Origin of the sequence: Streptomyces sp. NPDC059398 (assembly GCF_042751845.1) — a bacterium.
In the GTDB taxonomy this organism is placed as follows: Bacteria; Actinomycetota; Actinomycetes; order Streptomycetales; family Streptomycetaceae; genus Streptomyces.
In genome coordinates this window covers 22,244-45,263 of the sequence record NZ_JBHYWP010000067.1, presented here as the reverse complement: position 1 = coordinate 45,263, position 23,020 = coordinate 22,244, and the positions used below count along the sequence as shown (strand labels likewise).

General features: G+C 71.9%; 23 protein-coding genes and 1 pseudogene. 16 read left to right on the top strand and 8 right to left on the bottom strand.

Translation table 11 applies throughout. The features are described 5' to 3' along the window. Both ACFXBC_RS22800 and ACFXBC_RS22795 read right to left on the bottom strand, forming a co-directional pair. A pseudogene (locus ACFXBC_RS22800) lies at window positions 1-572 on the bottom strand (hypothetical protein); the annotation flags it as partial. Between the two features lie 214 nt (window positions 573-786). Continuing rightward, window positions 787-1,419 (bottom strand): NTP transferase domain-containing protein, encoded by a 633-nt coding sequence (locus ACFXBC_RS22795; protein ID WP_385027316.1) that lies wholly within the window; start codon window positions 1,417-1,419, stop codon window positions 787-789. A 194-nt stretch (window positions 1,420-1,613) separates the two neighbouring features. On the opposite strand from ACFXBC_RS22795, the gene ACFXBC_RS22790 reads away from it, so the two are divergent. Together ACFXBC_RS22790 and ACFXBC_RS22785 are read left to right on the top strand one after the other, a co-directional pair. Continuing rightward, complete coding sequence (locus ACFXBC_RS22790) at window positions 1,614-1,922, top strand: DUF5955 family protein (RefSeq protein ID WP_385027313.1); 309 nt, start codon at window positions 1,614-1,616, stop codon at window positions 1,920-1,922. Next, the gene (locus tag ACFXBC_RS22785; protein ID WP_385027310.1) at window positions 1,922-2,278 is read left to right on the top strand and encodes a VOC family protein; all 357 of its coding nucleotides are present in this window, start codon (window positions 1,922-1,924) and stop codon (window positions 2,276-2,278) included. Before ACFXBC_RS22790 ends, ACFXBC_RS22785 begins: the two co-directional genes overlap by 1 nt. Here ACFXBC_RS22785 and ACFXBC_RS22780 read toward each other — a convergent pair. After that, on the bottom strand, window positions 2,247-2,891 hold the full coding sequence (locus ACFXBC_RS22780) for a response regulator (protein ID WP_385027307.1): 645 nt from the start codon (window positions 2,889-2,891) through the stop codon (window positions 2,247-2,249). The genes ACFXBC_RS22785 and ACFXBC_RS22780 overlap by 32 nt on opposite strands. Beyond that, entirely contained in the window at window positions 2,888-4,093 is a 1,206-nt protein-coding gene (locus ACFXBC_RS22775; RefSeq protein ID WP_385027304.1) for a sensor histidine kinase, read from the bottom strand. Before ACFXBC_RS22775 ends, ACFXBC_RS22780 begins: the two co-directional genes overlap by 4 nt. 135 nt (window positions 4,094-4,228) lie before the next feature. Between ACFXBC_RS22775 and ACFXBC_RS22770 the strand changes: the two genes are divergently transcribed. After that, window positions 4,229-5,269 (top strand): ABC transporter permease, encoded by a 1,041-nt coding sequence (locus tag ACFXBC_RS22770; RefSeq protein ID WP_385027301.1) that lies wholly within the window; start codon window positions 4,229-4,231, stop codon window positions 5,267-5,269. After that, window positions 5,266-5,943: an ABC transporter ATP-binding protein gene (locus ACFXBC_RS22765; RefSeq protein ID WP_385027298.1), complete on the top strand. Its 678-nt coding sequence runs from the start codon at window positions 5,266-5,268 to the stop codon at window positions 5,941-5,943. Before ACFXBC_RS22770 ends, ACFXBC_RS22765 begins: the two co-directional genes overlap by 4 nt. Window positions 5,944-6,081: 138 nt before the next feature. On the opposite strand, the gene ACFXBC_RS22760 is transcribed toward ACFXBC_RS22765, so the two are convergent. Then, entirely contained in the window at window positions 6,082-6,885 is an 804-nt protein-coding gene (locus tag ACFXBC_RS22760; protein WP_385027295.1) for an IclR family transcriptional regulator, read from the bottom strand. A 297-nt stretch (window positions 6,886-7,182) separates the two neighbouring features. Between ACFXBC_RS22760 and allB the strand changes: the two genes are divergently transcribed. The 6 genes from allB to ACFXBC_RS22730 all read left to right on the top strand — a co-directional run bounded on the left by allB (window position 7,183) and on the right by ACFXBC_RS22730 (window position 13,464). Continuing rightward, window positions 7,183-8,523: an allantoinase AllB gene (allB, locus tag ACFXBC_RS22755; protein ID WP_385027292.1), complete on the top strand. Its 1,341-nt coding sequence runs from the start codon at window positions 7,183-7,185 to the stop codon at window positions 8,521-8,523. A 264-nt stretch (window positions 8,524-8,787) separates the two neighbouring features. Next, window positions 8,788-9,612 carry an AIM24 family protein gene (locus ACFXBC_RS22750; protein ID WP_385027289.1) on the top strand — a complete coding sequence of 275 codons (825 nt, stop codon included), beginning with the start codon at window positions 8,788-8,790 and terminating at the stop codon, window positions 9,610-9,612. Window positions 9,613-9,914: 302 nt separating this feature from the next. After that, window positions 9,915-11,129, top strand: coding sequence for a sensor histidine kinase (locus tag ACFXBC_RS22745; RefSeq protein WP_385027285.1), 1,215 nt, complete (start codon window positions 9,915-9,917; stop codon window positions 11,127-11,129). Beyond that, complete coding sequence (locus ACFXBC_RS22740; protein WP_385027334.1) at window positions 11,117-11,800, top strand: response regulator; 684 nt, start codon at window positions 11,117-11,119, stop codon at window positions 11,798-11,800. Before ACFXBC_RS22745 ends, ACFXBC_RS22740 begins: the two co-directional genes overlap by 13 nt. 4 nt (window positions 11,801-11,804) lie before the next feature. Then, the gene (locus ACFXBC_RS22735; RefSeq protein WP_385027282.1) at window positions 11,805-12,992 is read left to right on the top strand and encodes a cytochrome P450; all 1,188 of its coding nucleotides are present in this window, start codon (window positions 11,805-11,807) and stop codon (window positions 12,990-12,992) included. A 43-nt stretch (window positions 12,993-13,035) separates the two neighbouring features. Continuing rightward, window positions 13,036-13,464: a PaaI family thioesterase gene (locus ACFXBC_RS22730; RefSeq protein ID WP_385027279.1), complete on the top strand. Its 429-nt coding sequence runs from the start codon at window positions 13,036-13,038 to the stop codon at window positions 13,462-13,464. 48 nt (window positions 13,465-13,512) lie between these two features. On the opposite strand, the gene ACFXBC_RS22725 is transcribed toward ACFXBC_RS22730, so the two are convergent. Then, window positions 13,513-14,517 (bottom strand): Gfo/Idh/MocA family oxidoreductase, encoded by a 1,005-nt coding sequence (locus ACFXBC_RS22725; protein WP_385027276.1) that lies wholly within the window; start codon window positions 14,515-14,517, stop codon window positions 13,513-13,515. A gap of 121 nt (window positions 14,518-14,638) precedes the next feature. Here ACFXBC_RS22725 and ACFXBC_RS22720 point away from each other — a divergent pair, with 121 nt between their 5' ends. From ACFXBC_RS22720 to ACFXBC_RS22695, 6 genes are all read left to right on the top strand, one after another. After that, complete coding sequence (locus ACFXBC_RS22720) at window positions 14,639-15,358, top strand: GntR family transcriptional regulator (RefSeq protein WP_385027331.1); 720 nt, start codon at window positions 14,639-14,641, stop codon at window positions 15,356-15,358. Between the two features lie 373 nt (window positions 15,359-15,731). After that, window positions 15,732-16,736, top strand: coding sequence for a sugar ABC transporter substrate-binding protein (locus tag ACFXBC_RS22715; protein WP_385027273.1), 1,005 nt, complete (start codon window positions 15,732-15,734; stop codon window positions 16,734-16,736). Further along, complete coding sequence (locus tag ACFXBC_RS22710) at window positions 16,733-17,770, top strand: ABC transporter permease (protein ID WP_385027270.1); 1,038 nt, start codon at window positions 16,733-16,735, stop codon at window positions 17,768-17,770. Before ACFXBC_RS22715 ends, ACFXBC_RS22710 begins: the two co-directional genes overlap by 4 nt. Beyond that, window positions 17,767-18,711 (top strand): ATP-binding cassette domain-containing protein, encoded by a 945-nt coding sequence (locus ACFXBC_RS22705; RefSeq protein ID WP_385027267.1) that lies wholly within the window; start codon window positions 17,767-17,769, stop codon window positions 18,709-18,711. Before ACFXBC_RS22710 ends, ACFXBC_RS22705 begins: the two co-directional genes overlap by 4 nt. A 25-nt stretch (window positions 18,712-18,736) precedes the next feature. Continuing rightward, entirely contained in the window at window positions 18,737-19,882 is a 1,146-nt protein-coding gene (locus tag ACFXBC_RS22700; protein WP_385027264.1) for an ROK family glucokinase, read from the top strand. Then, window positions 19,882-20,463, top strand: a complete 582-nt coding sequence (locus ACFXBC_RS22695; protein WP_385027261.1) for a hypothetical protein — start codon at window positions 19,882-19,884, stop codon at window positions 20,461-20,463. Before ACFXBC_RS22700 ends, ACFXBC_RS22695 begins: the two co-directional genes overlap by 1 nt. Before the next feature lie 42 nt (window positions 20,464-20,505). Here ACFXBC_RS22695 and ACFXBC_RS22690 read toward each other — a convergent pair whose 3' ends face one another. Next, the gene (locus tag ACFXBC_RS22690) at window positions 20,506-21,639 is read right to left on the bottom strand and encodes a CaiB/BaiF CoA transferase family protein (RefSeq protein WP_385027258.1); all 1,134 of its coding nucleotides are present in this window, start codon (window positions 21,637-21,639) and stop codon (window positions 20,506-20,508) included. A 112-nt stretch (window positions 21,640-21,751) separates the two neighbouring features. Further along, window positions 21,752-22,948 carry an acyl-CoA dehydrogenase family protein gene (locus tag ACFXBC_RS22685; protein WP_385027255.1) on the bottom strand — a complete coding sequence of 399 codons (1,197 nt, stop codon included), beginning with the start codon at window positions 22,946-22,948 and terminating at the stop codon, window positions 21,752-21,754. Window positions 22,949-23,020: the final 72 nt, after the last annotated feature.

Genomic DNA, 23,020 nt, shown 5'->3' with positions numbered 1-23,020 from the left:
CGGGCGGGGGGTGGGGGGGGGGCTTGGTGGCGGCGGGGGTGCTCTGGCGGGCCCCCCCGCGGGGGGCCCCCCCCGCGGGTCCCCCGCCCCTCCGCGGGCTTCAGGGCGTACGACTTGCCGGACTTCGGGTCCGTGAAGTCGATCCGGCGCTCATAGGCGTCGGTCAGATTGAGCTGGCCTGTGACAACGTTCTCCCAGGTGGGGGCGGACGCGTCCTCGAAATCTGCGAGCCAGACCCGGGCGCCCGAGTTGAGGGCGTTGATGGTCATCTTGCGGTCGGTCGGGCCGGTGATCTCGACGCGGCGGTCGTTCAGCGCGGCCGGGGCCGGCGCGACCTTCCAGCTGTCGTCGGCGCGGATGCTCGCGGTCTCCGGAAGGAAATCGAGCGAGGACGTCCGGGCGATCTCGGCACGGCGCTCGGCACGGCGGACGAGCAGCTCGTCACGGCGGTGGGTGAACCGCCGGTGCAGCTCGGCCACGAAGGCCAGGGCCGCATCGGTGAGGACCTCGTCCTGCCGGGGCAGGGGCTCGGCATCGACGATGGCCAGCGGAGACGGCGCTGGTGCGGACATGAGCTGTCACTCCTTCAGCGGGCGGTACCTGACGGCCGCAGGACTCTCATGGTGGCACGGAGTGCCACGGGGTCGCGATACGGTCGCGGGCGCTCTGTGGGGCACAGAGCGCTTCTGACGTGTGGATACTAGTTTCCTCATGGTGGAAGTTCAACGCTATGTTGACATCGAGATTCTCCGGATCGACAGAAGTCGTCGCAGAGTGCCAGGCCGGTCACTCCAAGTGGAACAGGTCCTCTACCGTGTCGATGTCGTACTCCTCGGCGATGTCGGAGCACTCGACCAGGGTGACGGCCGCCCGGTGGGCCCTGAGATAGCCGCGGGCCCCGCGGTCGCCGACGGCGCCGGCCGCGATGTCCGTCCAGCGGTCGGCGCCGAAGAGGACCGGGTGGCCGCGCTTCCCCCCGTACGAGGCGGCCACCAGGCTTGTCGCGGAGCCGCCCGCCTCCCGTACCCGGGTCACCGCCGCCGCGCCGATCCCCGGCTGGTCGACCAGCAGGACGAGGGCGGCGTCCGCCCCCGACCCGGCGAGCGAGGCGAGTCCGGTGCGCAGGGACGAGCCCATGCCCTCCTCCCACCGGGCGTTGTCGGCCAGTACGCATCCGGACAGTTCCGCCCGTTTCCGTACGTCGTCCGCCGCGGCGCCCAGGACGACATGCACCGGTCCGCAGCCGCCCTCGCGCAGCACCCGCACCGCATGCTCGACCAGCGGCCGGCCGCGGTGCTCAAGGAGGGCCTTCGGCCGTCCGCCCAGCCGCCGCCCGCCGCCTGCCGCGAGCAGCAGCCCGGCCACCACCGGTCCGGCCGGACCGGTGGCGCCCGGGTGTTTCGGGTCCGTCGTGTTCATTCTTTTCCGCCTTCGTGTCGCATCAGGACTGGATACCTCATGGACACCACCCCGTCCGGCTGAATTCCCGCTGTGGAGTGGCGAGAACGCCGGGCGGTGGCGTTAACTGACTCGTGACCCGCGGTGTCCGACCAGCGCCACACGGTCGATCAACCGTAGGGAACGACCGGCACAGAGTGGTGCGAGGGGGAACTTTGTTGCGAAGTGCGGGCCAGAAACGCGTAACGGGCACCGGTGACGACCCCAGGGTGTCGGAGCTCAGCTCATCGGTCGCCCGGCTCCGCCGTGAACTGGCCGCCCACCCGGCCCAGTTCCCGGACCGTGCCATCGCCGAGGACGAACTGGCCGCCCTGGAGGCCATGGCCAGGAGCGGTGTGCCGGAAATCCTGCCGCTGCGCCGCTCGTTGCTGCTGGTCGCCGGGGCGATCGGCTCGGTCAGCGCCCTCGCGGTCTCCCTCGCGGAGGTGCGGAACGCGGTGGAGCTCTTCGGATCGGCCACCTGATGTCCGTCCGCAGAGTGGTGCCGGACATCACCACGGACGCCATGGCGGAGAGCCGCGACTTCTACGCTCTGCTCGGGCTCGGCGAGGTCATGAACCACGGCTCGCTCATCACCCTCGCCTCGCCCGTCAACCCCACCGCGCAGATCACCCTCACCACGCAGGACGCGAGCGCCGCGGTCCAGCCCGACGTCTCGGTCGAGGTGGAGGACGTGGACGCGGTGCACGCGGCGATGCTGGCCGCCGGGGCGGAGGTCGTGCGTCCGCTCCAGGACGAGGAGTGGGGCGTCCGGCGGTTCTTCGTACGCGATCCGAACGGCACGGTGGTCAATGTGCTGAGCCACCGGCACGGCGGATGAGCCGTTTCGCCGAGGCCGCGGCCACCGCCGACGTACGGGAGTCGACACCCAGCTTCGCGTAGATGTGCACCAGATGGGACTTCACCGTCGCCTGGCTGAGGAAGAGCGCCTTGCTGATCTGCTGGTTCGACAGCCCGTCCGCGACCAGCTGCAGCACCTCCAGCTCCCGGCGGGTGAGCGACTCGCCCGGTGTGCGCATCCGGTCCATCAGCCGGTGGGCGACGGCCGGGGCCAGCGCCGAGCGGCCCGCCGCCGCGGTCCGCACGGCGGCGGCCAGCTCCTCCGGCGGGGCGTCCTTCAGCAGATAGCCGCTCGCCCCGGCCTCGACAGCGGCCAGGATGTCCGCGTCCGTGTCGTATGTCGTCAGCACCAGGACCCTGGGCGCGCCTTCGGCGGCGGCGATCGCGGCCGTGGCCTGTGCGCCGTGCATGCCCGCGCCGAACTGAAGGTCCATCAGGACGACATCGAACCCGCCCGAAGCGGCCAGCTCGACGGCCTGCTCGGCGGTCGACGCCTCCCCGGCGACCCGGAAACCCGGCTCGGTGTCGAGTACGGCGCGCAGCCCGGCCCGTACCACCGGGTGGTCGTCGGCGAGCAGCAGCCGGATCGTCATGCGGACACCTCTTCCGGCGCGGGCGCCTGATCGGATTCGGGCAGCGGCAGGGTGACCGCGATGGCCGTCCCCTGGCCCGGCGCGGACTCGACGGCGAAGGTGCCGCCCAGCGACTCGACCCGCGCACGCATGGCGCGCAGCCCGAATCCGCCCTCTGTCGACGGGGTACCGGCGGAGAGCGGATCGAAGCCGGAGCCGTTGTCGACGACGTCCAGGGCGACCGCGGTCTCCATGAAGCTCAGGGTGATCCCGGCGCGGGACGCCCCGGCGTGCCGCACGGTGTTGGCGAGCGCCGACTGCGCGATACGCAGCAGCGCCACCTCGTACGGGGTGGGCAGCGCGACCGGCGTACCACTGGTGGAGAACCGGACGCGCGGTCCGGGGCTGCCGGTGCTGAGGCGGTCGAGCGCGGCCGCCAGCGAACCGTGTTCGAGCGCGGGCGGCGAGAGCGCCCGCACAAAGCGGCGGGCCTCGGCCAGATTGTTCTGCGCGGCCTGGCGCGCCTGTTCGATGTGGGTGGCGGCCGGAGCTCCGGCGGGCAGCGTGCGCCCCGCGGCCCGCAGCAGCAACTGGATGGAGGAGAGCCCCTGGGCGAGCGTGTCGTGGATCTCCCGGGCGAGCCGCTCGCGCTCGGCGAGTGTGCCCGCGGCCCGTTCGGCTTCGGCGAGTTCGGCCCGGGTCGAGATCAGCTCTTCGATCAGCCGGCGGCGGCTCTCGCTCTCGCGGTAGAGCACCTGGTAGCCGAGGACGGTGGCCACGGCGACCGCCGCCCCGAGCAGCGGCCCGATGAACGCACCGGGATTCAGCGCCGCGCCGTGCCCCAGATAGGCGGCGATGGCCGCACCCGCCGTGACCAGCACCACCGGAACCGACCAGCGCACCGGCAGCAGGTGCAACTGGAGGAAGTACAGCGGGAAGGCCATCCACAGCCCGTCCGGCGAGACCACGAGCAGCCCCAGCCAGGCGAGGCCCAGGACCCCGAGCCAGACCGCGGCGGAGCGGCGTGAACTCCGTACCGAAGGCCAGGCCGTGCCCGCCGCGTACACCGCGCCCATGACCGCGGCGGCGGCCACCACCGCGGGCGCGTCCGCCGGCTGACCGGCGAGCGCCCGCACCGCGGCCAGCGCCAGCAGCCCCGCCATCAGCAGATGGAGGCAGAGCCGCAGGACGAGCAGGGCGGGGGTCAGTGCACGGGGGTCCATGATCCCTCCAGCGTAGGCGGATCGTCCCGGAACGCCCTCAATCGAAAGGTTGACTGCCGGCTCCGCCCTTCGATCCGCGCGGAGCCATCCGTGGCGCGATGCCCGCGCACCTCTGTGGCCAGCAGGGTGGGGCACATGTTCGTCGCATGGAGAGATCTGAGGTTCGCCCGGGGGCGGTTCGCCCTGATGGGGACGGTCGTCGTACTCATCACGCTGCTGGTCGGGCTGCTGTCCGGGCTGACCGCCGGGCTGGCCAAGGACAACACGTCCGCCATCACCCGGCTGCCCGCCGACCATCTGGCCTTCGCCGCGCCGCCCTCCGGGCAGTCCCCGTCCTTCTCCGGGTCGCGGCTGCCGCAGAGCGCCTGGCGGACCTGGGCCGCTCAGCCCGGAGTGCGGAGCGCGCAGCCGGTGGCCATCGACACCGCCGATGCCGAGGCGGGCGGGCGCACGGCCGCGGTCTCCGCGTTCGGGGTGCGGCCCGGTTCAGGTCTGGCGCCCGTGGACCCGGGGCGCTCCGGTGTGGTGCTGTCCACCGGCGCCGCGGAGGACCTGGGGGCGGCGGCCGGGGACACCGTCACGCTGTCCGGCCGAAAGCTCACGGTGAAGGCGGTCGCCGGGGACGACTCGTACAGCCACACCCCGGTCGCCTGGACCTCGCTCGCCAAGGGGGAGCAGGCCAGTGTGGTGGCCCTGACCACCCACGGGGCCGACATCGGCACGGGCGACCGCGCCGCAGGTACGACGACGCTGACCCGGGACGGCTCGCTGGGCGCGCTCCCCTCCTACCAGGCGGAGAACGGCTCGCTCCAGCTGATGCGGGGCTTCCTCTTCGTCATCTCGGCCCTGGTGACAGGCGCGTTCTTCACCGTCTGGACGATCCAGCGCAGCGGCGACATCGCCGTTCTGAAGGCGCTGGGCGCCTCCACCCCGTATCTGCTGCGCGACGCGCTCGGGCAGGCGGTCGTGATGCTGCTGTCCGGGGTGGTGCTGGGCACCGCCGTGGCGGCCGGGACCGGCGCAGTCGTACCGGCGAGTGTTCCGTTTGTGCTCGATCCGCTGACCGCTGCCGTCCCCGCCGCCGTGACCGTCGCCCTCGGGGTGCTCGGCGCCGCTCTGTCCATCCGGCGGATCACCGCCGTCGACCCGCTGACCGCACTCGGGAGCGCACGATGACCCTCACCCTCGACGCCGTGACGCTGACCTACCCCGACGGGGACGGCCGGCTGGTCGCCCTGGACGCGGTCTCCCTCGATGTCCCGGCCGGTTCGCTGACGGCGGTGGTCGGGCCTTCCGGCTCCGGCAAGTCGAGCCTGCTCGCCGTGGCGGCGACGCTGGTCACCCCCGAGCGCGGCCGGGTGGTGGTCGACGGAACGGACACGGCCTCGCTGAACCGCGCGGGGAAGGCGGCGCTCCGGCGCGACCGTATCGGGATCGTCTTCCAGCAGCCGAATCTGCTCCCCGCGCTGACCGCCGCCGAGCAGCTCCAGGTGATGGCGCATCTCGCGGGCAGATCCACCGGGCAAGTACGGGAGAGAGCGCGGGAGTTGCTGGACGCGGTGGGCCTCGCCGACCAGGCGGGGCGGCGTCCGCACCAGCTGTCGGGCGGGCAGCGGCAGCGCGTCAACATCGCCCGTGCGCTGATGAACGAGCCGTCGGTGCTGCTGGTCGACGAGCCCACCAGCGCCCTCGACCACGAGCGGGGCGCGGGCGTGCTCGACCTGCTGACCACGCTGACCAGGGCGCGCGGGACCGCGACGGTGCTGGTCACCCATGACCACGCCCATCTGGACCGGATGGACCGGACGGTTTCGATGGCGGACGGGCGGCTCACGGTGCCGGTGGCATGAAGCACGCGGACAGGCGGCTCATGGTGCAGGGCGGCTGAGGTGCACGGATGGGCGGGACGCCCGGACCCGGACAGGGGCCTGGACCCGGACAAGCCGGGGCCAACCTGCTGCGGCCCCGTGGCCGCGAGGAGGGCGGGATCAGACCTGCTGCGGTCCCGTGCTCGCGAGGGTGGCCGAGAGTTCGAGTGCGATGCCCTGGAGGATCGGCACGATCCGCTCGGTCGCCTCCTCCGTCACCCGGCCCGCCGGGCCCGAGATCGAGATCGCGGCGGCGGTGGGGGAGTTGGGGACCTGGACCGCGAGACAGCGGACCCCGATCTCCTGCTCGTTGTCGTCCACCGCGTACCCCGCCCGGCGCACGGCCTCCAGCGCGTCGAGAAACCCCTCGGGCGTGGTGATCGTCTTCTCGGTGGCGGCCGGCATACCGGTCCTCGCGAGCAGCGCCCTGACCTCGGGCGCCGGGGTGTATGCGAGAAGTGCCTTGCCGACGCCGGTGGAGTGCGGCAGGACCCGCCGTCCCACCTCGGTGAACATCCGCATCGAGTGCTTCGAGGGGACCTGGGCGACGTACACGATCTCGTCCCCGTCGAGCAGGGCCATGTTCGCGGTCTCGCCGGTCTCCTCGACCAGCCGGGCGAGATAGGGGCGCGCCCAGGTCCCGAGCAGCCGGGCCGACGACTCGCCGAGCCGGATCAGCCGCGGGCCCAGGGCGTAGCGCCGGTTGGGCTGCTGACGTACGTAACCGCAGGCGACCAGGGTGCGCATCAGCCGGTGGATCGTGGGCAGCGGCAGACCGCTGGCGGCCGAGAGCTCGCTCAGGCCGACCTCCCCGCCGGAGTCGGCCATCCGCTCCAGCAGGTCGAAGGCGCGCTCCAGGGACTGGACGCCACCGCTCGGTGCTGCGGTCTTGGCGTCGGGTGCGCTGGCGTGGGACTGCGGCACGGCGGCGGTCCTTTCGAGGCGGGCGGGGCAAGGCGCCAGCCTACCGGTCCGCGGTCCGCGGCATCCGCTCAGGCGACGGGCGTAGGCGCCGGTCAGGACCCCTTTGTCCGGATCGGGCCGTCGGATGGGTACGATCCGGCCCCAGGGTCACCACGAGAAGCACATTCCGGTGGCCGAAATTTGGCTTTTGCTTTGTGGAATCGTACAGGCGACCGGTTCGGTCTTGACGCGCCACGGTGTGCGGCGAACACTCCATTACTGGAACGTGAATTTCGCTATATGGAAAGAGGGGCCCGGGTGTCCACCACCGAACTGGTACTGCGCTCGACGCGTGTCATCACCCCCCAGGGGACACGCGCCGCATCGGTCGCCGTTGCCGAGGGAAAGATCGCGGCAGTGCTGCCCTACGACGCGGAGGTGCCGGAGGGTGCCCGGCTGACGGACTTCGGGGACGATGTGCTGCTTCCCGGTCTCGTCGACACCCATGTCCATGTGAACGACCCCGGGCGTACCGAGTGGGAGGGGTTCTGGACCGCCACCAGGGCCGCGGCGGCGGGCGGCATCACCACTCTGCTCGACATGCCGCTGAACTCGCTGCCGCCGACCACCACCGCCGCCAATCTGCGGACCAAGCAGGATGTGGCCCGCAGCAAGGCCCATATCGATGTCGGCTTCTGGGGCGGCGCGATCCCCTCCAACGTCAAGGACCTGCGCCCGCTGTACGACGCCGGGGTGTTCGGGTTCAAGTGCTTCCTGTCGCCGTCCGGCGTCGAGGAGTTCCCCGAGCTGGACCAGGAGGAGCTCGCCCGTTCCATGGCGGAGATCGCCGGTTTCGGCGGGCTGCTGATCGTCCACGCCGAGGACCCGCACCAGCTGGCCGACGCCCCGCAGCGCAGCGGCCCGCAGTACGCGGACTTCCTGGCCTCCCGCCCGCGCGCCGCCGAGAACGCGGCCATCGAGGGCCTCATCGCGCTCGCCCGGCGCCTTGACGCACGGATCCACATCCTGCATCTCTCGTCCAGCGACGCGCTGCCGCTGATCGCCGCGGCCAGGCGGGAGGGCGTCCGCGTCACCGTGGAGTCCTGCCCGCACTTCCTGACCCTGACGGCGGAGGAAGTCCCGGACGGGGCAACGGAGTTCAAGTGCTGCCCGCCGATCCGCGAGGCCGCCAACCAGGACGCGCTGTGGCAGGGGCTCGCCGACGGGACGATCGACTGCATCGTCTCCGACCACTCGCCCTGCACCACCGACCTCAAGACCCCCGACTTCGCCGACGCGTGGGGCGGGATCTCCTCCCTCCAGCTGGGGCTCCCGGCGATCTGGACGGCTGCACGCGAGCGGGGCCACACCCTCGACGACGTGGTCCGCTGGATGTCCACGGCGCCCGCCGCGCTCGCCGGGCTCTCCGCCAAGGGCGCGATCGAGGCCGGACGGGACGCCGACTTCGCGGTCCTCGCGCCCGACGACACGTTCACCGTCGACCCGGCCGAGCTGTACCACCGGAACCAGGTCACGGCGTACGCGGGCAAGACCCTGTACGGGGTGGTGCGCTCCACCTGGCTGCGGGGCGTACGGATCGCCGAGGACGGCGTACCGGGCGAGCCGGTGGGCCGACTGCTTGAACGCGACGGCGGCTGAGGGGCGGGACGACGGTTCGGGGGCCGGGACCGCCCGGCGGCGCCGTCGAGGCGGTCTCATCGGCCGGGCCGCCCCGCCGGGCCGTGGACAGTAGGGTTCGCACGTCCCGGCAGAGCGGAGGACGGCACCGGCAGGTCCCAGTCCCGGTGGGAAGCGGAGCGGGCGCCTCGCACCGCCTCCGGAACCGAACGGCCGGTGCCGGCCGTTCATCTGCCGGTACGGACGTACGTACCCGCCCCGCCACCGCCCCAAGGAGAACCGGCCGTGACCCTCCAGCAAGAGATCGTCGGCAATGCCATGCAGATGGCCGTCGTCAGCCTTCAGCCAGGCCAGACCGTCTACTGCGAGGCCGGGAAGTTCCTCTTCAAGACCTCGAACGTGAGCATGGAGACGCGTCTCTCCGGTCCCGGCGGTGGCGGCGGCCAGCAGGGGCCGGGCCAGCAGGGGGCGAGCGGTGGCATGGGCGGGATGCTCAGGCAGGCCATGGGCACCGCGATGCAGGTCGGCCAGCGGGCCCTGGCGGGCGAGTCGCTCGCCTTCCAGTACTTCGCGGCGACCGGAGGCGAGGGCACGGTCGGATTCGCGGGCGTGCTCCCGGGTGAGATGCGGGCCCTGGAGCTGAACGGCAGCCGGGCGTGGTTCGCCGAGAAGGACGCGTTCGTGGCGGCGGAGTCCACGGTCGACTTCGGTATCGCCTGGCAGGGCGGCCGGACCGGCCGCAGCGGCGGCGAGGGCTTCATCCTGGAGAAGTTCACCGGCCGCGGCACCGTGATCATCTGCGGCGCGGGCAACTTCATCGACCTCAACCCGGCCGACTTCGGCGGCCGTATCGAGGTCGACACCGGCTGCATCGTCGCCTTCGAGGAGGGCATCGAGTACGGCGTCCAGCGCATCGGCGGACTCAACCGCCAGGGCATGATGAACGCCGTCTTCGGCGGCGAGGGCCTGTCCCTGGCCACTCTTGAGGGCAACGGCCGTGTCATCCTCCAGTCGCTCACCATCGAGGGTCTCGCGAACGCCCTGAAGAAGGCGCAGGGCGGCGACAAGCAGGGACCCACGGGCGGGCTCTTCTCCACGAACGCCGGATAGACCGGCCGGCGCCCGGGTAGACCGGCCGGGCCGTACGCCGTCGGCCAGGACCGGAGCTGTCGGACGGGGCCGTACGCTGTCGCTGTCGGTCAGGCCCCGGCGGCGTACGGCCCCTGACCGGCCCACGGCCCCGGCGGGGCAGCGTGCGGCCGGGCCCGGCGGTGCGCCCGCCCGCCGTGGATCCCGGGTCCCGGCAGCTCCCGCGGTCCCGGCAGCTCCCAAAGTCTCGGACTCCGCGACTTTGGTCTCGACTGCCCGCCTGAACACCGCACCGGCGCGGACCGCTGCGTAACTTTGTCGATATGACGCGTTCGGAGTACCCCTGGCTGCTGCCATCGGCCCTCGCGGGCAGCGAACCCGCCCCGGACCGGGTGAGGCCGCGCCGTACCCTGCGCGACTGGATCGTGGACGTCACGGCCTTCGTGATCGCGCTGGTCATCGGGGTGCTGGCCCTGGACTCCCTCAGCAACCAGCCGGGCTACTCCGACCTCGACAGCGTCGCCGACATGCTGATGGGCGCCGTCTCCTGCTGCGCGCTGTGGGTGCGCAGGCGCTGGCCGGTGGGGCTCGCCGCGGTGCTCGTGGTGGTCAGCGCGTTCGCGCCGCTCGCCGCCGGGGCCGTGCTGGTGGCGCTGTTCAGCGTGGCCGTGCACCGGCCGTTCCGGCCGGTCCTGGTGCTGGGGGCTGCGGCGGTCGCGGCGGGGGGAGTGCAGCCCGCTCTGCGCCCCGACCCGTCCATGTCCTGGATCAGCTCGACGCTGTACGGGATGGTCCTGGTCCTGCTGGTGATCCTGTGGGGCATGTTCGTACGCTCCCGGCGCCAGCTCGTCGTCGTGCTGCGCGAACGCGCCCACCGCGCCGAGGCGGAGGCCGACCTCCGCGCCGAACAGGCCCAGCGGCTGGCCCGCGAGGCCATCGCCCGGGAGATGCACGACGTACTGGCGCACCGGCTGACCCTGCTCAGCGTCCACGCCGGAGCCCTGGAGTTCCGGCCCGACGCACCCCCGCCCGAGGTGGCCCGCGCCGCCGGGGTCATCCGGGACAGCGCCCACGAGGCCCTCCAGGACCTGCGCGAGATCATCGGCGTGCTCCGGACCCCGGGCGACGGCGAGGAGAACCGGCCACAGCCCACCCTGGCCACGCTCGGCGCCCTGGCCGCCGAGTCCCGGCAGGCCGGGATGTCGGTCACCCTGCACGACGAGGTCGCCGACCCGTCCACCGTCCCGGCCGCCACCGGACGCACGGCCTACCGCATCGCCCAGGAGGGGCTCACCAACGCCCGCAAACACGCGCCGGGGGCCGAGGTCACCGTCACGGTCGCGGGCAGCCCCGGCACCGGGCTGACCGTCGAGGTACGGAACCCGCCGCCGCCCGGTGCCGTGCCGAAGGTGCCCGGTTCCGGCCAGGGGCTGATCGGGCTCACCGAGCGGGCCACCCTCGCGGGCGGCCGGCTCGACCACGGCGCGGCGGACGGCGGCGGCTTCCGGCTCGCCGCCTGGCTACCCTGGCCGGCGTGACCATCAGGCTCCTCGTCGTCGACGACGACCCCCTCGTACGCGCCGGGCTCGCCCTCATGCTCGGCGGCGCCGACGACATCGAGATCGCCGGTGAGGCGGCGGACGGCTCCGAGGTGCCCGCGCTGGTCGCGGCGCTCCATCCCGATGTGGTCCTGATGGACATCCGGATGCCGGGCGTCGACGGACTGACGGCCACCGAACGGCTGCGCGGCGGTGCCGGTGCCCCCGAGGTCGTCCTGCTCACCACCTTCCACGCCGACGAACAGGTGCTGCGGGCGCTGCGCGCGGGCGCGGCCGGGTTCGTGCTCAAGGACACCCCGCCCGCCGAGATCGTCGCCGCGGTCCGCCGGGTGGCGGCCGGCGACCCGGTGCTCTCGCCCGCTGTCACCCGGCAGCTGATGCGGCACGCGGCGGGCGGCGCCGCCGACGACCGGGCGGTGCGGGCCCGGACCCGGCTGGGCCAACTCTCCGAGCGTGAGCGGGAGGTGGCGGTCGCCGTCGGACGCGGCGAGCCCAACGCGGCGATCGCGGCGGCCCTCTATCTGAGCGTGCCCACCGTCAAGACCCAGGTGTCGCGCATCCTGGCCCGCCTCGGCCTCAACAACCGTGTCCAGATCGCGCTGCTGGTCCACGACGCGGGGTTCCTGGACGGCGGCGGCGACGTACGCTGAGGCGATGACGCTGATCGATCTGCGGCAGGACACGGCGGACTTCAACGCGAACCCGTATCCGTACTACGAGAAGATGCGCGCCGCCGGGCCGGTGCACCGTATCCGGACCGAGGACACCGACGCCGCTGGCGTCTGGCTCGTTGTCGGTCACGAGGAGGCACGGGCCGCGTTCAACGACCCGAGGCTGATCAAGGATCCCCGGCGACTGAGCGACTGGAAGGACGAGTCGGACGGCCTCTTCTCCAACATGCTGGACACCGATCCGCCCCAGCACACCCGGCTGCGCAAGCTGGTGGCCCGGGAGTTCACCGCGCGCCGCGTCCAGGCGCTGCGCCCGCGGGTGCAGGAGATCACCGACGCCTGCCTCGACGCCATGCTTGCGGCGCCCGAGCGCACGGCCGATCTGGTGGACTCGCTGGCCTTCCCGCTGCCGATGACCGTCATCTGTGAACTCTTCGGCGTGCCCGACCTGGACCGGGCGAGCTTCCGGGTCTGGTCCAACGAGCTGATCGGCCCCTCCGGCGGCGACCAGGAGAGCGCCGCGGTCCGGGCGATGAGCGGCTATCTCGTCTCGCTCATCGAGGCCAAGCGGGAGCGGCCAGGCGATGACCTGCTGAGCGCGCTGATCCGGGCCCGTGACGAGGACGGCGGACAGCTGTCGGCCCAGGAACTCGTCGGGATGGCCTTCCTGCTGCTCGTCGCGGGCCATGAGACCACCGTCAACCTCATCTCCAACGGCGTGCGCGCGCTCCTCGCGCACCCGGACCAACTGGCCGCGCTGCGCGCCGACATGAGCCTACTGGACGGAGCCGTCGAGGAGATGCTGCGCTACGACGGACCGGTGGAGACCGCCACCTACCGGCACGCGGCGGAGCCCCTGCGGATCGGTTCGGCCGACATCGCGGCGGGCGATCCCGTACTGGTCTCGCTCGGCTCGGCCGACCGCGACCCGGACCGCTTCCCGGACGCCGACCGGTTCGACATCCGGCGCGCCCCGCAGGGACACCTCGCCTTCGGGCACGGCATCCACTTCTGTCTGGGCGCGCCGCTGGCCAGGATGGAGGGCCGGATCGCCGTCCGTACGCTGCTGGAACGCTGCCCCGCCCTGGCGCTCGACCCGGACGGCGGCGCATACCAGTGGATTCCCGGGCTGCTGATGCACGGGGTGCGGAAACTGCCGGTGCGCTGGTGACACCGGGACGACGGGACGCCGCCGGACGACGAGGAGTGGTGTGATGAGCGGACCCGACCTGGAGCTGGCCCGCAGGACGCTCGACGCGCAGCCCTTCAGCCGGCTGCTGGGCACGCGCGTCACCGGGTTCGGCGACGGCGCGGCCGTCCTTGAGGTGGACGTACGCGACGAACTCCTCCAGCAGGACGGCTTTCTGCACGGGGGAGTCCTGGCGTACGCGGCGGACAACGCCCTGACGTTCGCCGCCGGGACCACGCTGGGGGCCGCCGTGCTGACCGGCGGCTTCTCCATCCAGTACGTACGGCCGGGCGCGGGCCGTACGCTCGTCGCCCGCGCCGAAGTGGTGCACACCGGGCGCCGCCAGGCCACGGTCCGCTGCGAGCTGTTCATGGTGCGCGACGACGGCGACGAGGTGCTGTGCGCCGTGGCGCAGGGCACGGTGCTCTCGGCCGCCGCGCCGCCATCGACGTGACAGGGCGTCAATCCGCTTAGCGGGCAGGAGTGTTGGGGAGTGTTCCGGTCATCCCGCGACCAGTTCGGCCGCGTGGACCGGGCGGCGCTCCCGGCGCGACAGCTCGCACGCCTCCGCGACGCGCAGCGCGGCCAGCGCCTCCCGGCCGTCGCACGGATTGGCCAGCTCGCCCCGTGCCACCCGCAGAAACGCGTCGAGCTCGGCCTCGTAGGCCGGGGCGAACCGCTCCAGGAAGCCGGGCCACGGCCGGCCCGCGGGCGGCGGGCCCTGCGGTTCGGTCGAGGTGACCGGCGTACGGCCGTCGAGCCCCACCACGATCTGGTCCAGCTCCCCGGCCAGCTCCATCCGTACGTCGTAGCCCGCCCCGTTGCACCGGGTGGCGGTCACCGTGACCAGCGTCCCGTCGTCCAGGGTGAGCAGCGCGGCAGCCGTGTCCACATCACCGGCCTCGCGGAACATCGCGGGCCCCGCGTCCGACCCGGTTGCGTACACCTCGGCCACCTCGCGCCCGGTCACCCACCGCACCATGTCGAAGTCGTGCACCAGGCAGTCCCGGTAGAGCCCGCCGGAGAGCGGCAGATACGCGGCGGGCGGCGGCGCGGGGTCGGAGGTCAGCGCGCGGACGGTGTGCAGCCGGCCGAGCGAGCCCGACCGTACCCGCTCGCGGGCCGCCGTGTACCCGGCGTCGAAGCGCCGCATGAAGCCGAGCTGGAGGACGGTGCCCGCCTCCTCGGCCTCCCGGAGCGCGGCCAGGGTGCCGGGCAGATCGGTGGCGACGGGCTTCTCGCAGAAGACCGGCAGTCCGCAGCGGGCGGCCCGGCCGATCAGGGCGGCGTGCGATGAGGTCGCCGATGCGATGACCACCGCGTCCACGCCCCGGGCGAAGAGTTCGTCCACCGACGGGACGGCCGTCGCCCCGGTCTGCCGCGCGACCTCCGCGGCGCGCGCACCTTCGGCGTCGGCCACCAGCAGCGCGCCGACGTCCCGGTGGCCGCTGAGCACCCTCGCGTGGAAGGAACCGATCCGGCCTGTCCCGATGAGTCCGATACGCATGGACCCCAACGTGGCCGCAGCTCCGCCCCCTGTCAAGCCTTTGTCCTGACAACCGGACCTGGGCTACCCTCTCGGCGTGTCCAAACCCGAGGCGGACCCCGCCCTCAGCCTTGAGCTCAGCGTGGACCGCGGCAGTCCGGTCCCGCTGTACTTCCAGCTCGCCCAGCAGCTGGAGTCGGCCATCGAGCGGGGCAGGCTCGCCCCGGGCAGCCTGCTGGGCAATGAGATCGACCTCGCGGGACGCCTCGGCCTGTCGCGCCCCACCGTCCGCCAGGCCATCCAGTCGCTCGTCGACAAGGGGCTGCTGGTCCGCCGCAGAGGAGTCGGCACCCAGGTGGTGCACAGCCGGATCAGACGCCCGCTCGAACTGAGCAGCCTCTACGACGACCTGCTCGCCGCGGGACAGCACCCCACCACCACGGTCCTGCGCAACGAGACCGTCCCCGCGCCCGCCGATGCGGCCGCCGCACTCGGAGTGCCCGAAGGCGGCCAGGTCCGGTATGTCGAGCGGCTGCGGTTCGCGTACGGCGAGCCCATGGCGCAGCTCCGCAACTATCTGCCCGAAGGGCTGCTGCCGCTGGAGACGGCGCGGCTGGAGTCCACCGGTCTGTACCGGCTGCTGCGCGTCGCGGGGATCACCCTGCACAGCGCCCGCCAGTCGGTGGGCGCGCGCGCCGCGACCGCCGACGAGGCCGCCCGGCTCGGGGAGCAGGAGGGGGCGCCGCTGCTGACCATGGAGCGGACCACCTACGACTCCACGGGACGGGCCGTCGAGTTCGGCACCCACACCTACCGGGCCTCGCGGTACGCCTTCGAGTTCCAGCTGCTGGTACGCCCGTAGGGCCTGCCGCCGAAGTGCGGACGCGAAGTGCCGTCCGCCGCGCGGTCGTCCGGGCCGCCACAGCTCGTAAGAATGTTCTGACAAACCATTGACGAGGCCGGGTGCCCGCCGCTAGAACTCCTCTGCCGCAACCCGGCGGCCGGGAGAGAGGGCGGACCCCCTTGCGTACGACCCGTACAGCAGCAGCGCACCCCTCCGCACCCCTGGGCGGTACCCGATGACTCGTCCGCGACCAGCGGTGACCCATACTTGGGCCGCCGGTCCGGACGGGACCGGCCAGCGTCCGCACCGGCGGGCACGGCAGCAGGCGCGGCGGCCGGCGCAGACACGGCGACCGCGGCAGGCACAGGAACACCGAGAAGGGCATCACGTCGTGGCAAGGGTACGAAGCTGGGTCAGCGGGGCGCTGGCGCTGGCGCTGGGGCTCTCCCTGGCGGGATGCAGCAGCACCGGGGGCAAGCGGGCCGAGGAGCGCGCATCGCGGGCCGCGGCCGTCGGAAAGGCGGCGGTGAACACCCCCCGCTGGAAGTTCGCGATGGTCACCCACTCGGGAGACGGCGACACCTTCTGGGACATCGTCCAGAAGGGCTCCAAGCAGGCGGCGGCCAAGGACAACATCACCTTCCTCTACTCGCACAGCGAGGAGGGCCAGCAGCAGGCCCAGCTGGTGCAGACCGCCATCGACCAGAAGGTCGACGGGCTGATCGTCACCCTTGCCAAGCCCGACTCGATGAAGGCCGTCGTGCAGAAGGCCGAGAAGGCCGGCATCCCGGTGATCACGGTGAACTCCGGCTCCGAGGAGTCCAAGCAGTTCGGCGCGCTCACCCATATCGGCCAGGACGAGACGATCGCCGGCCAGGCCGTCGGCGACGAACTCAACAAGCGCGGACGCAAGAAGGCGCTCTGCATCCTGCACGAGCAGGGCAACGTCGGCCATGAGCAGCGCTGCGCAGGTGCCAAGAAGAACTTCCACGGCACCATGGAGAACCTGTACGTCGACGGCACCAACATGCCCGACGTCCAGTCCTCCATCGAGGCCAAGCTCCAGGCCGACCACTCCATCGACTCGGTCGTCACCCTCGGCGCGCCCTTCGCCGACGCCGCCGTCCAGGCCAAGGACACCGCGGGCAGCAAGGCCGAGATCGACACCTTCGACCTGAACGCCAAGGTCGCCTCCGCCCTTCAGAAGGGCACCCTCGGCTTCGCCGTCGACCAGCAGCCGTACCTCCAGGGGTACGAGGCGGTCGACCTGCTCTGGCTCTACAAGTACAACCGCAACGTCCTCGGCGGCGGCCGCCCGGTCCTCACCGGCCCCCAGGTCATCACCAAGAAGGACGCGGGCACGCTCGCCGCCTACACGCAGCGGGGGACCCGATGAGCACCGCCACCCGGGCGCCCGACGAGCGGCTGCTGCGGCCCTCACTGCTGCGCCGGCTGCTCAACCGCCCCGAGCTGGGCTCGGTGGTGGGCGCCGTCGCCGTCTTCGTCTTCTTCTCCTTCGTCGCCGACAGCTTCCTGCGGCCCTCCAGCCTCTCCACCGTGCTGTACGCGGCGTCGACCCTGGGCATCATGGCCGTACCGGTGGCGCTGCTGATGATCGGCGGCGAGTTCGACCTGTCGGCCGGGGTGATGGTGACCAGCTCGGCGCTGGTCTCCTCGATGTTCAGCTACCAGATGACCGCGAACGTCTGGGTCGGCGTCGGGGTATCGCTGCTCGTCACGCTCGCCATCGGCGCCTTCAACGGCTTCATGCTGACCCGCACCAGGCTCCCCAGCTTCATCATCACGCTGGGCACCTTCCTGATGCTGACCGGGCTCAACCTCGGCTTCACCAAGCTGATCAGCGGCACCGTGTCGACGAAGTCCATCGGCGACATGGAGGGCTTCCCCTCGGCGAAGAAGGTCTTCGCCTCCCAGCTCAGCATCGGCAACGTCGACCTCAAGGTCACCCTCCTGTGGTGGGCCGCGCTGATCGCCGTGGCGACCTGGGTGCTGCTGCGCACCCGCGCCGGGAACTGGATCTTCGCGGTCGGCGGCAACGACGACGCGGCCCGCGCGGTCGGCGTCCCGGTCGTCAGGACCCGGATCGGGCTCTACATGGGTGTGGCCTTCGCGGCCTGGATCTCCGGTCAGCACCTGCTCTTCAGCTATGACGTGGTGCAGTCGGGCGAAGGGGTCGGCAACGAGCTGACGTACATCATCGCGGCGGTCATCGGCGGCTGTCTGATCACCGGCGGCTACGGTTCGGCGATCGGCTCCGCGGTCGGTGCCTTCATCTTCGGCATGACCAGCAAGGGCATCGTGTACGCGGAGTGGAACCCGGACTGGTTCAAGTTCTTCCTGGGAGCCATGCTGCTCCTGGCCGCCCTGCTCAATGCCTGGGTGCGCAAGCGAGCGGAGGCGTCTCGATGACGGAGCAGATCACGCCGGGGGAGCCGGAGCGGGCACCCCTGGTGGAACTCGACCGCGTCAGCAAGTTCTACGGGAACATCAAGGCGCTCGAAGAGGTCTCCCTCGTCGTGCACGCGGGCGAGATCTCCTGTGTGCTCGGGGACAACGGCGCGGGCAAGTCCACCCTCATCAAGATCATCTCCGGGCTGCACCGACACGACGCGGGACGCTTCCTGATCGAGGGCGAGGAGACGAGTCTCGGCAAACCGCGCGAGGCGCTCGACCGGGGCATCGCCACCGTCTACCAGGACCTCGCCGTCGTCCCGCTCATGCCGGTCTGGCGGAACTTCTTCCTCGGTTCGGAGCCGGTGAAGGGCGCGGGCCCGCTCAAACGCCTCGACGTCCGGCTGATGCGTGAGACGACCCGCTCCGCGCTGGCGCGCATGGGTATCGACCTGCGCGATGTCGACCAGCCCATCGGCACCCTCTCCGGCGGTGAGCGGCAGTGCGTGGCGATCGCCCGCGCCGTCCACTTCGGGGCCAGGGTGCTGGTCCTGGACGAGCCCACCGCCGCGCTCGGTGTGAAGCAGTCCGGGGTGGTGCTGAAGTACGTCGCCGCCGCCCGGGACGCGGGGCTCGGCGTGGTCCTCATCACGCACAACCCGCACCACGCCTATCTGGTCGGAGACCGCTTCGTCCTGCTGAAGCGGGGCGCGATGTTCGGCAGCCACAGCAAGGACCGGATCACCCTGGACGAGCTGACCCGGCAGATGGCGGGCGGCAGCGAGCTGGAGGAGCTGAGCCACGAGCTCCAGCGGGCACCGCGCCCCGGCGAGCCCGGCCCGCCGCAGCCGGGCCCGGACGGACCCGGCCCGGACGGACCCGGCCCGGACGACGGACCCGGCAGCACCGCATCCGACTCCGACAAGACGGGCGGAAACCCCGCCGGGGACGCCTCCTGAGGATTCGGGTGGCATCATCTGTCCGATGAGTACGTACCGTGACTTCGCGCACCGCGGCTCCGCCCGCGCCACGGTCCTGCGGACCGTCGGGACCCGCGAGCGGCGCTCGCACCTCACAGCGCCCCGCGTCCCGACCGTCGGCATCGACATCGGCGGTACGAAGGTGATGGCGGGCGTCGTCGACGCCGACGGCGTCATCCTGGAGAAGATCAAGACCGAGACGCCCGACAAGTCCAAGAGCGCCAAAGTCGTCGAGGACACCATCGTGGAGCTGGTCCTCGACCTCTCCGACCGTCACGATGTGCACGCCGTCGGCATCGGAGCGGCCGGCTGGGTCGACGCCGACCGCTCCAGGGTCCTCTTCGCCCCGCACCTCGCCTGGCGGGACGAGCCGCTGCGCGACGCGCTCCAGGGCAGGCTCGCCGTCCCCGTCATGGTCGACAACGACGCCAACACCGCCGCCTGGGCCGAGTGGCGCTTCGGCGCGGGCCGGGGCGAGGACCATCTGGTGATGATCACGCTCGGTACCGGCATCGGCGGGGCCATCCTGGAGGACGGTCAGGTCAAGCGCGGCAAGTACGGCGTCGCGGGTGAATTCGGTCATATGCAGGTCGTCCCCGGAGGCCACCGCTGCCCCTGCGGGAACCGCGGCTGCTGGGAGCAGTACAGCTCGGGCAACGCACTCGTCCGCGAGGCCAAGGAGATGGCCGCGGCCGACTCCCCGGTGGCGTACAGCATCATCGACCGCGTCAAGGGCAACATCCCCGACATCACAGGCCCGCTCATCACCGAACTGGCCCGTGAGGGCGACGCGATGTGCGTCGAGCTGTTCCAGGACATCGGGCAGTGGCTCGGCGTCGGAATCGCCAATCTCGCCGCCGCTCTCGACCCGTCCTGCTTCGTCGTCGGCGGGGGCGTCAGCGCCGCCGACGACCTCCTGATCGGGCCCGCGCGGGACGCCTTCCGGCGCCAGCTGACGGGCCGCGGTTACCGCCCCGAGGCCCGGATCGCGAAGGCGCAGCTCGGCCCGGAGGCAGGTATGGTCGGGGCGGCCGACCTCTCCAGGCTGATCGCCCGGCGGTTCCGCAGGGCGAACCGCCGCCGTGTGGAGCGCTACGAGCGGTACGCACAGGCCGCCCGTACCACCCGCACCACCCAGGGATCCCCGTAATGACGACGCCCGTGCCGCAGCAGACCTCGCCCCCCGGGGGCGGTGAGCGGTCGCCGGAGGACCACCGGCACATGATCCGCCGCCGCTGGCTCACCGCGGTGATCATCGTGCTTCTCATCGGTATCCCGGCCGGCTATCTGGTCATCTCCGCCGGGCAGAGCCGCGACAGCGGCCGGGCCAACGAGAAGGAGGCCATGGCGACCGGACTGGTGCACCACTGGCCGTCCAAGGTGCAGCGCCGTACGTTCAACGTACCGATCCCGGAGAACGCGGTGGGCGTCTGGTACTACCAGACCAGCAACTGGAAGGTCAGTCGGCTGTACGTCCGGTTCACCACCACCCAGGCCGGTCTCGACGCCTTCCTCAAGGAGGCGGGCACCAGCAGCGCGGCGCTCAAGGACGGGAAGGTCAGCGTCAGCCCGCGGAACGCGAAGATCGTCGGCTGGAAGTTCCCCGACACCCGCGACTGGGCGGGCACGACCGTCACCCGCAAGAAGCCGCTGCCCACCGTCGACATCACGGTGGACCGGACCTTCCCGCGTGGCAAGCGGGTGTACCTGGTGTCGACCGACACTCCCTGAGGCCGCTGTTCCGTACGGACTGACGCTACGGACTGACGCTGGTCAGCGGTCGTGACCTCGCGGGTCGGCCCGGCCGAGCAGTTCCCCGTTGTCCTGGCCGAGGGCGGGTGCGGGGCGGCGGAAGGTGTCCAGGCCCGCCCCGAAGACGACGGGGAAGCGGGCCTGCGGGCCGCCGCCGCGGTCCTGCGGGGTGGCGAAGAGCCGGCGCGCGATGGTGTGCGGGTCGGCGAGGAGTTCCTCCGGGGTGGCCACCACCGGGGCCCAGGGGACGTCGAGCCCGGTCAGGCGCTCCTCCCACCAGGCGTGGTCGCGCGCCCGGAACACGCCGTGCAGGAGGTCGCCGACCTGCCTGCGGGCCGTGGTGCGGTCGGCGCGCCGGTCGTAGGCGGTGGTGTCCAGCTCGGGGAAGTCGTCGGCCAGCCCGGTGCGGAAGCGGTACCAGAACTTGTCCTCGAACGTCGCCAGCGACAGGAGGCGTCCGTCGCCGGTGGTGAAGACGTCGTTGTCACCCTGGACCAGGCCGGCTTCGAGCGGGTCGGCGAGGCCGCGCAGCGGCAGCGCGAACAGTGAGCACCAGGCGGCGATGGATTCGCTCAGGGCCACATCGATGTGCTGTCCCTCGTGGCCGGGGCCGAGTGCGGCGGTGAGCGCGAGCGCCGCGTGCAGGGCGCCTGCCATGTCGCCGACCCGGACGCCGGGGCGGGTGATGTGGCCGTCCAGGCGCCCGGGTACGCCGAAGAATCCGGAGAGCCCGAGGAAGTTGAGTTCGTGGCCGGGCCGGTGGGCGTACGGGCCGGTCTGGCCGTAGCCGCTGAGAGAACACAGGACGAGGCGCGGGCTGGCGGCCCGCAGGGTGGCGTAGCCCAGATCCATGGCGTCCAGAACACCCGGGCGGAAGCTCTCCACGACGGCGTCGGCCGTACGCACCAGACCGAGGAACGCGCTGCGGCCCGCCGGGGTGCGCAGGTCGAGGGTGACCGAGCGCTTGTTGCGGTTGAGGGCATCGAAGAGGGCGGGCGAGGTACGCAGAGGATCGCCGGAGCCGGGGTCCTCGACCTTGATGACGTCTGCGCCCAGGTCGGCGAGGAGTGAGGTGGCGTACGGGCCCGGCAGGAGCCGGGAAAGATCGAGGACGCGGATGCCGGACAGGGCCGACCAAGTGGGCTCCGTACTCAAGTGGGCTCCGTACTACGGGAAGTGGCCATCGGATACCTGTTCCTGCTGGCGGGCGGGGCCAGGGAGGGGAGGAGGCGGGGAGGTGGGGAAGTGGACCTGACGGACCCGTGGGTCAGTCCGTGAACGCGAGGCCGTGGGCTATCCCGTTGCGCTGGATCTCCGAGGTGCCGGTGAGGATGCGGAACATGCGGATCTTGCGGAAGAGGAACTCGATCTCGTTGCCTCGGGTGAGGCCCTCCTTGCCGTGGATCTGGACGGCCTCGTCGAGAATGCGGAAGGCGGACTCGGCGACGAACAGTTTGCACATGAACGCCTCGGTGCGGACGTCGTCGCCGCGGTCCAGGGCGGCGAGCGCGGTGTAGGTCATGGAACGGGCGGCGTAGAGCTCGGTGGCCATATCGGCGACCTTGTGCTGGATGGACTGCAGCGTGAGCAGGGGCTGTCCGCCCGCGACCTTGCGGGTACGGGTGCGGTCGAGTGTGAGGGCGAGGGCACGGCGGGTGGCGCCGATGACCGTAGGGCAGTGCAGGAGCCGGTTGGTGGTCACACGGCCGAGCGCGATACGCATACCGCCGCCCTCTTCGCCCAGCAGGTTCCTGGCGGGGACGAAGCAGTCGTCCAGGACGATGTCGCTCTCGATGTGCTCGCCCGACATGGGGGTGGCCCCGTCGGCCACCCGGCAGCCGGGGCTGTCGAGATCGACGAGGAAGGCGGAGAAGGCGGGCTTCTCGCCCTCTCCCTCGCCGGTGCCCGCCATCCGTGCGACGACGATGGCGAAGTCCGCGAACGGACCGGCGGAGCTGAACACCTTGTGGCCGGTGAGACGGTAACCGTCGCCGTCACGGACGGCGGTGGTACGCATCGAGCGCACATCGGATCCGGCATCGGTCTCGGTGAGGGAGAAGCAGCAGGCGCGTTCGCCGCGTACGAGAGGGAGCAGATACGTGTCCAGCTGGTGGGGGGTGGCGTGCCGCAGGATGTCGCCCGCGCGCAGCGGGCCGCCCATGTCGCCCAGCACGCTGTGGCCCAGGACGCGTCCGGCGGCGCCGACTTCCTCCTTGAGGGCGGCCAGCGCCGTGTAGGTGAGGTTCTGGCCGCCGTACTGCTCGGGCAGGTGGATGCCGTAGAAGCCCAGTTCGCGGCTGCGCTCCCAGACGGGCTCCAGATCGGCCCGGGTGAGCCGGGACTCGTGGGTGATGCCGCGTTCCCTTTCGTAGTCGGCCAGTTCGCCGTCGAGATAGCTGCGGAGCCGGTCGACCAGGGATGCGGTCCTGGGGTCGGTGTGGACGGGGCGCAAGGAGAAGGTCATCGGGCGTCCTGGGGGTGTGGAGGATGGCGGGACTGAACGGGTTGCGGGGCTGGGCGGGTGGCCGCCGGCCCG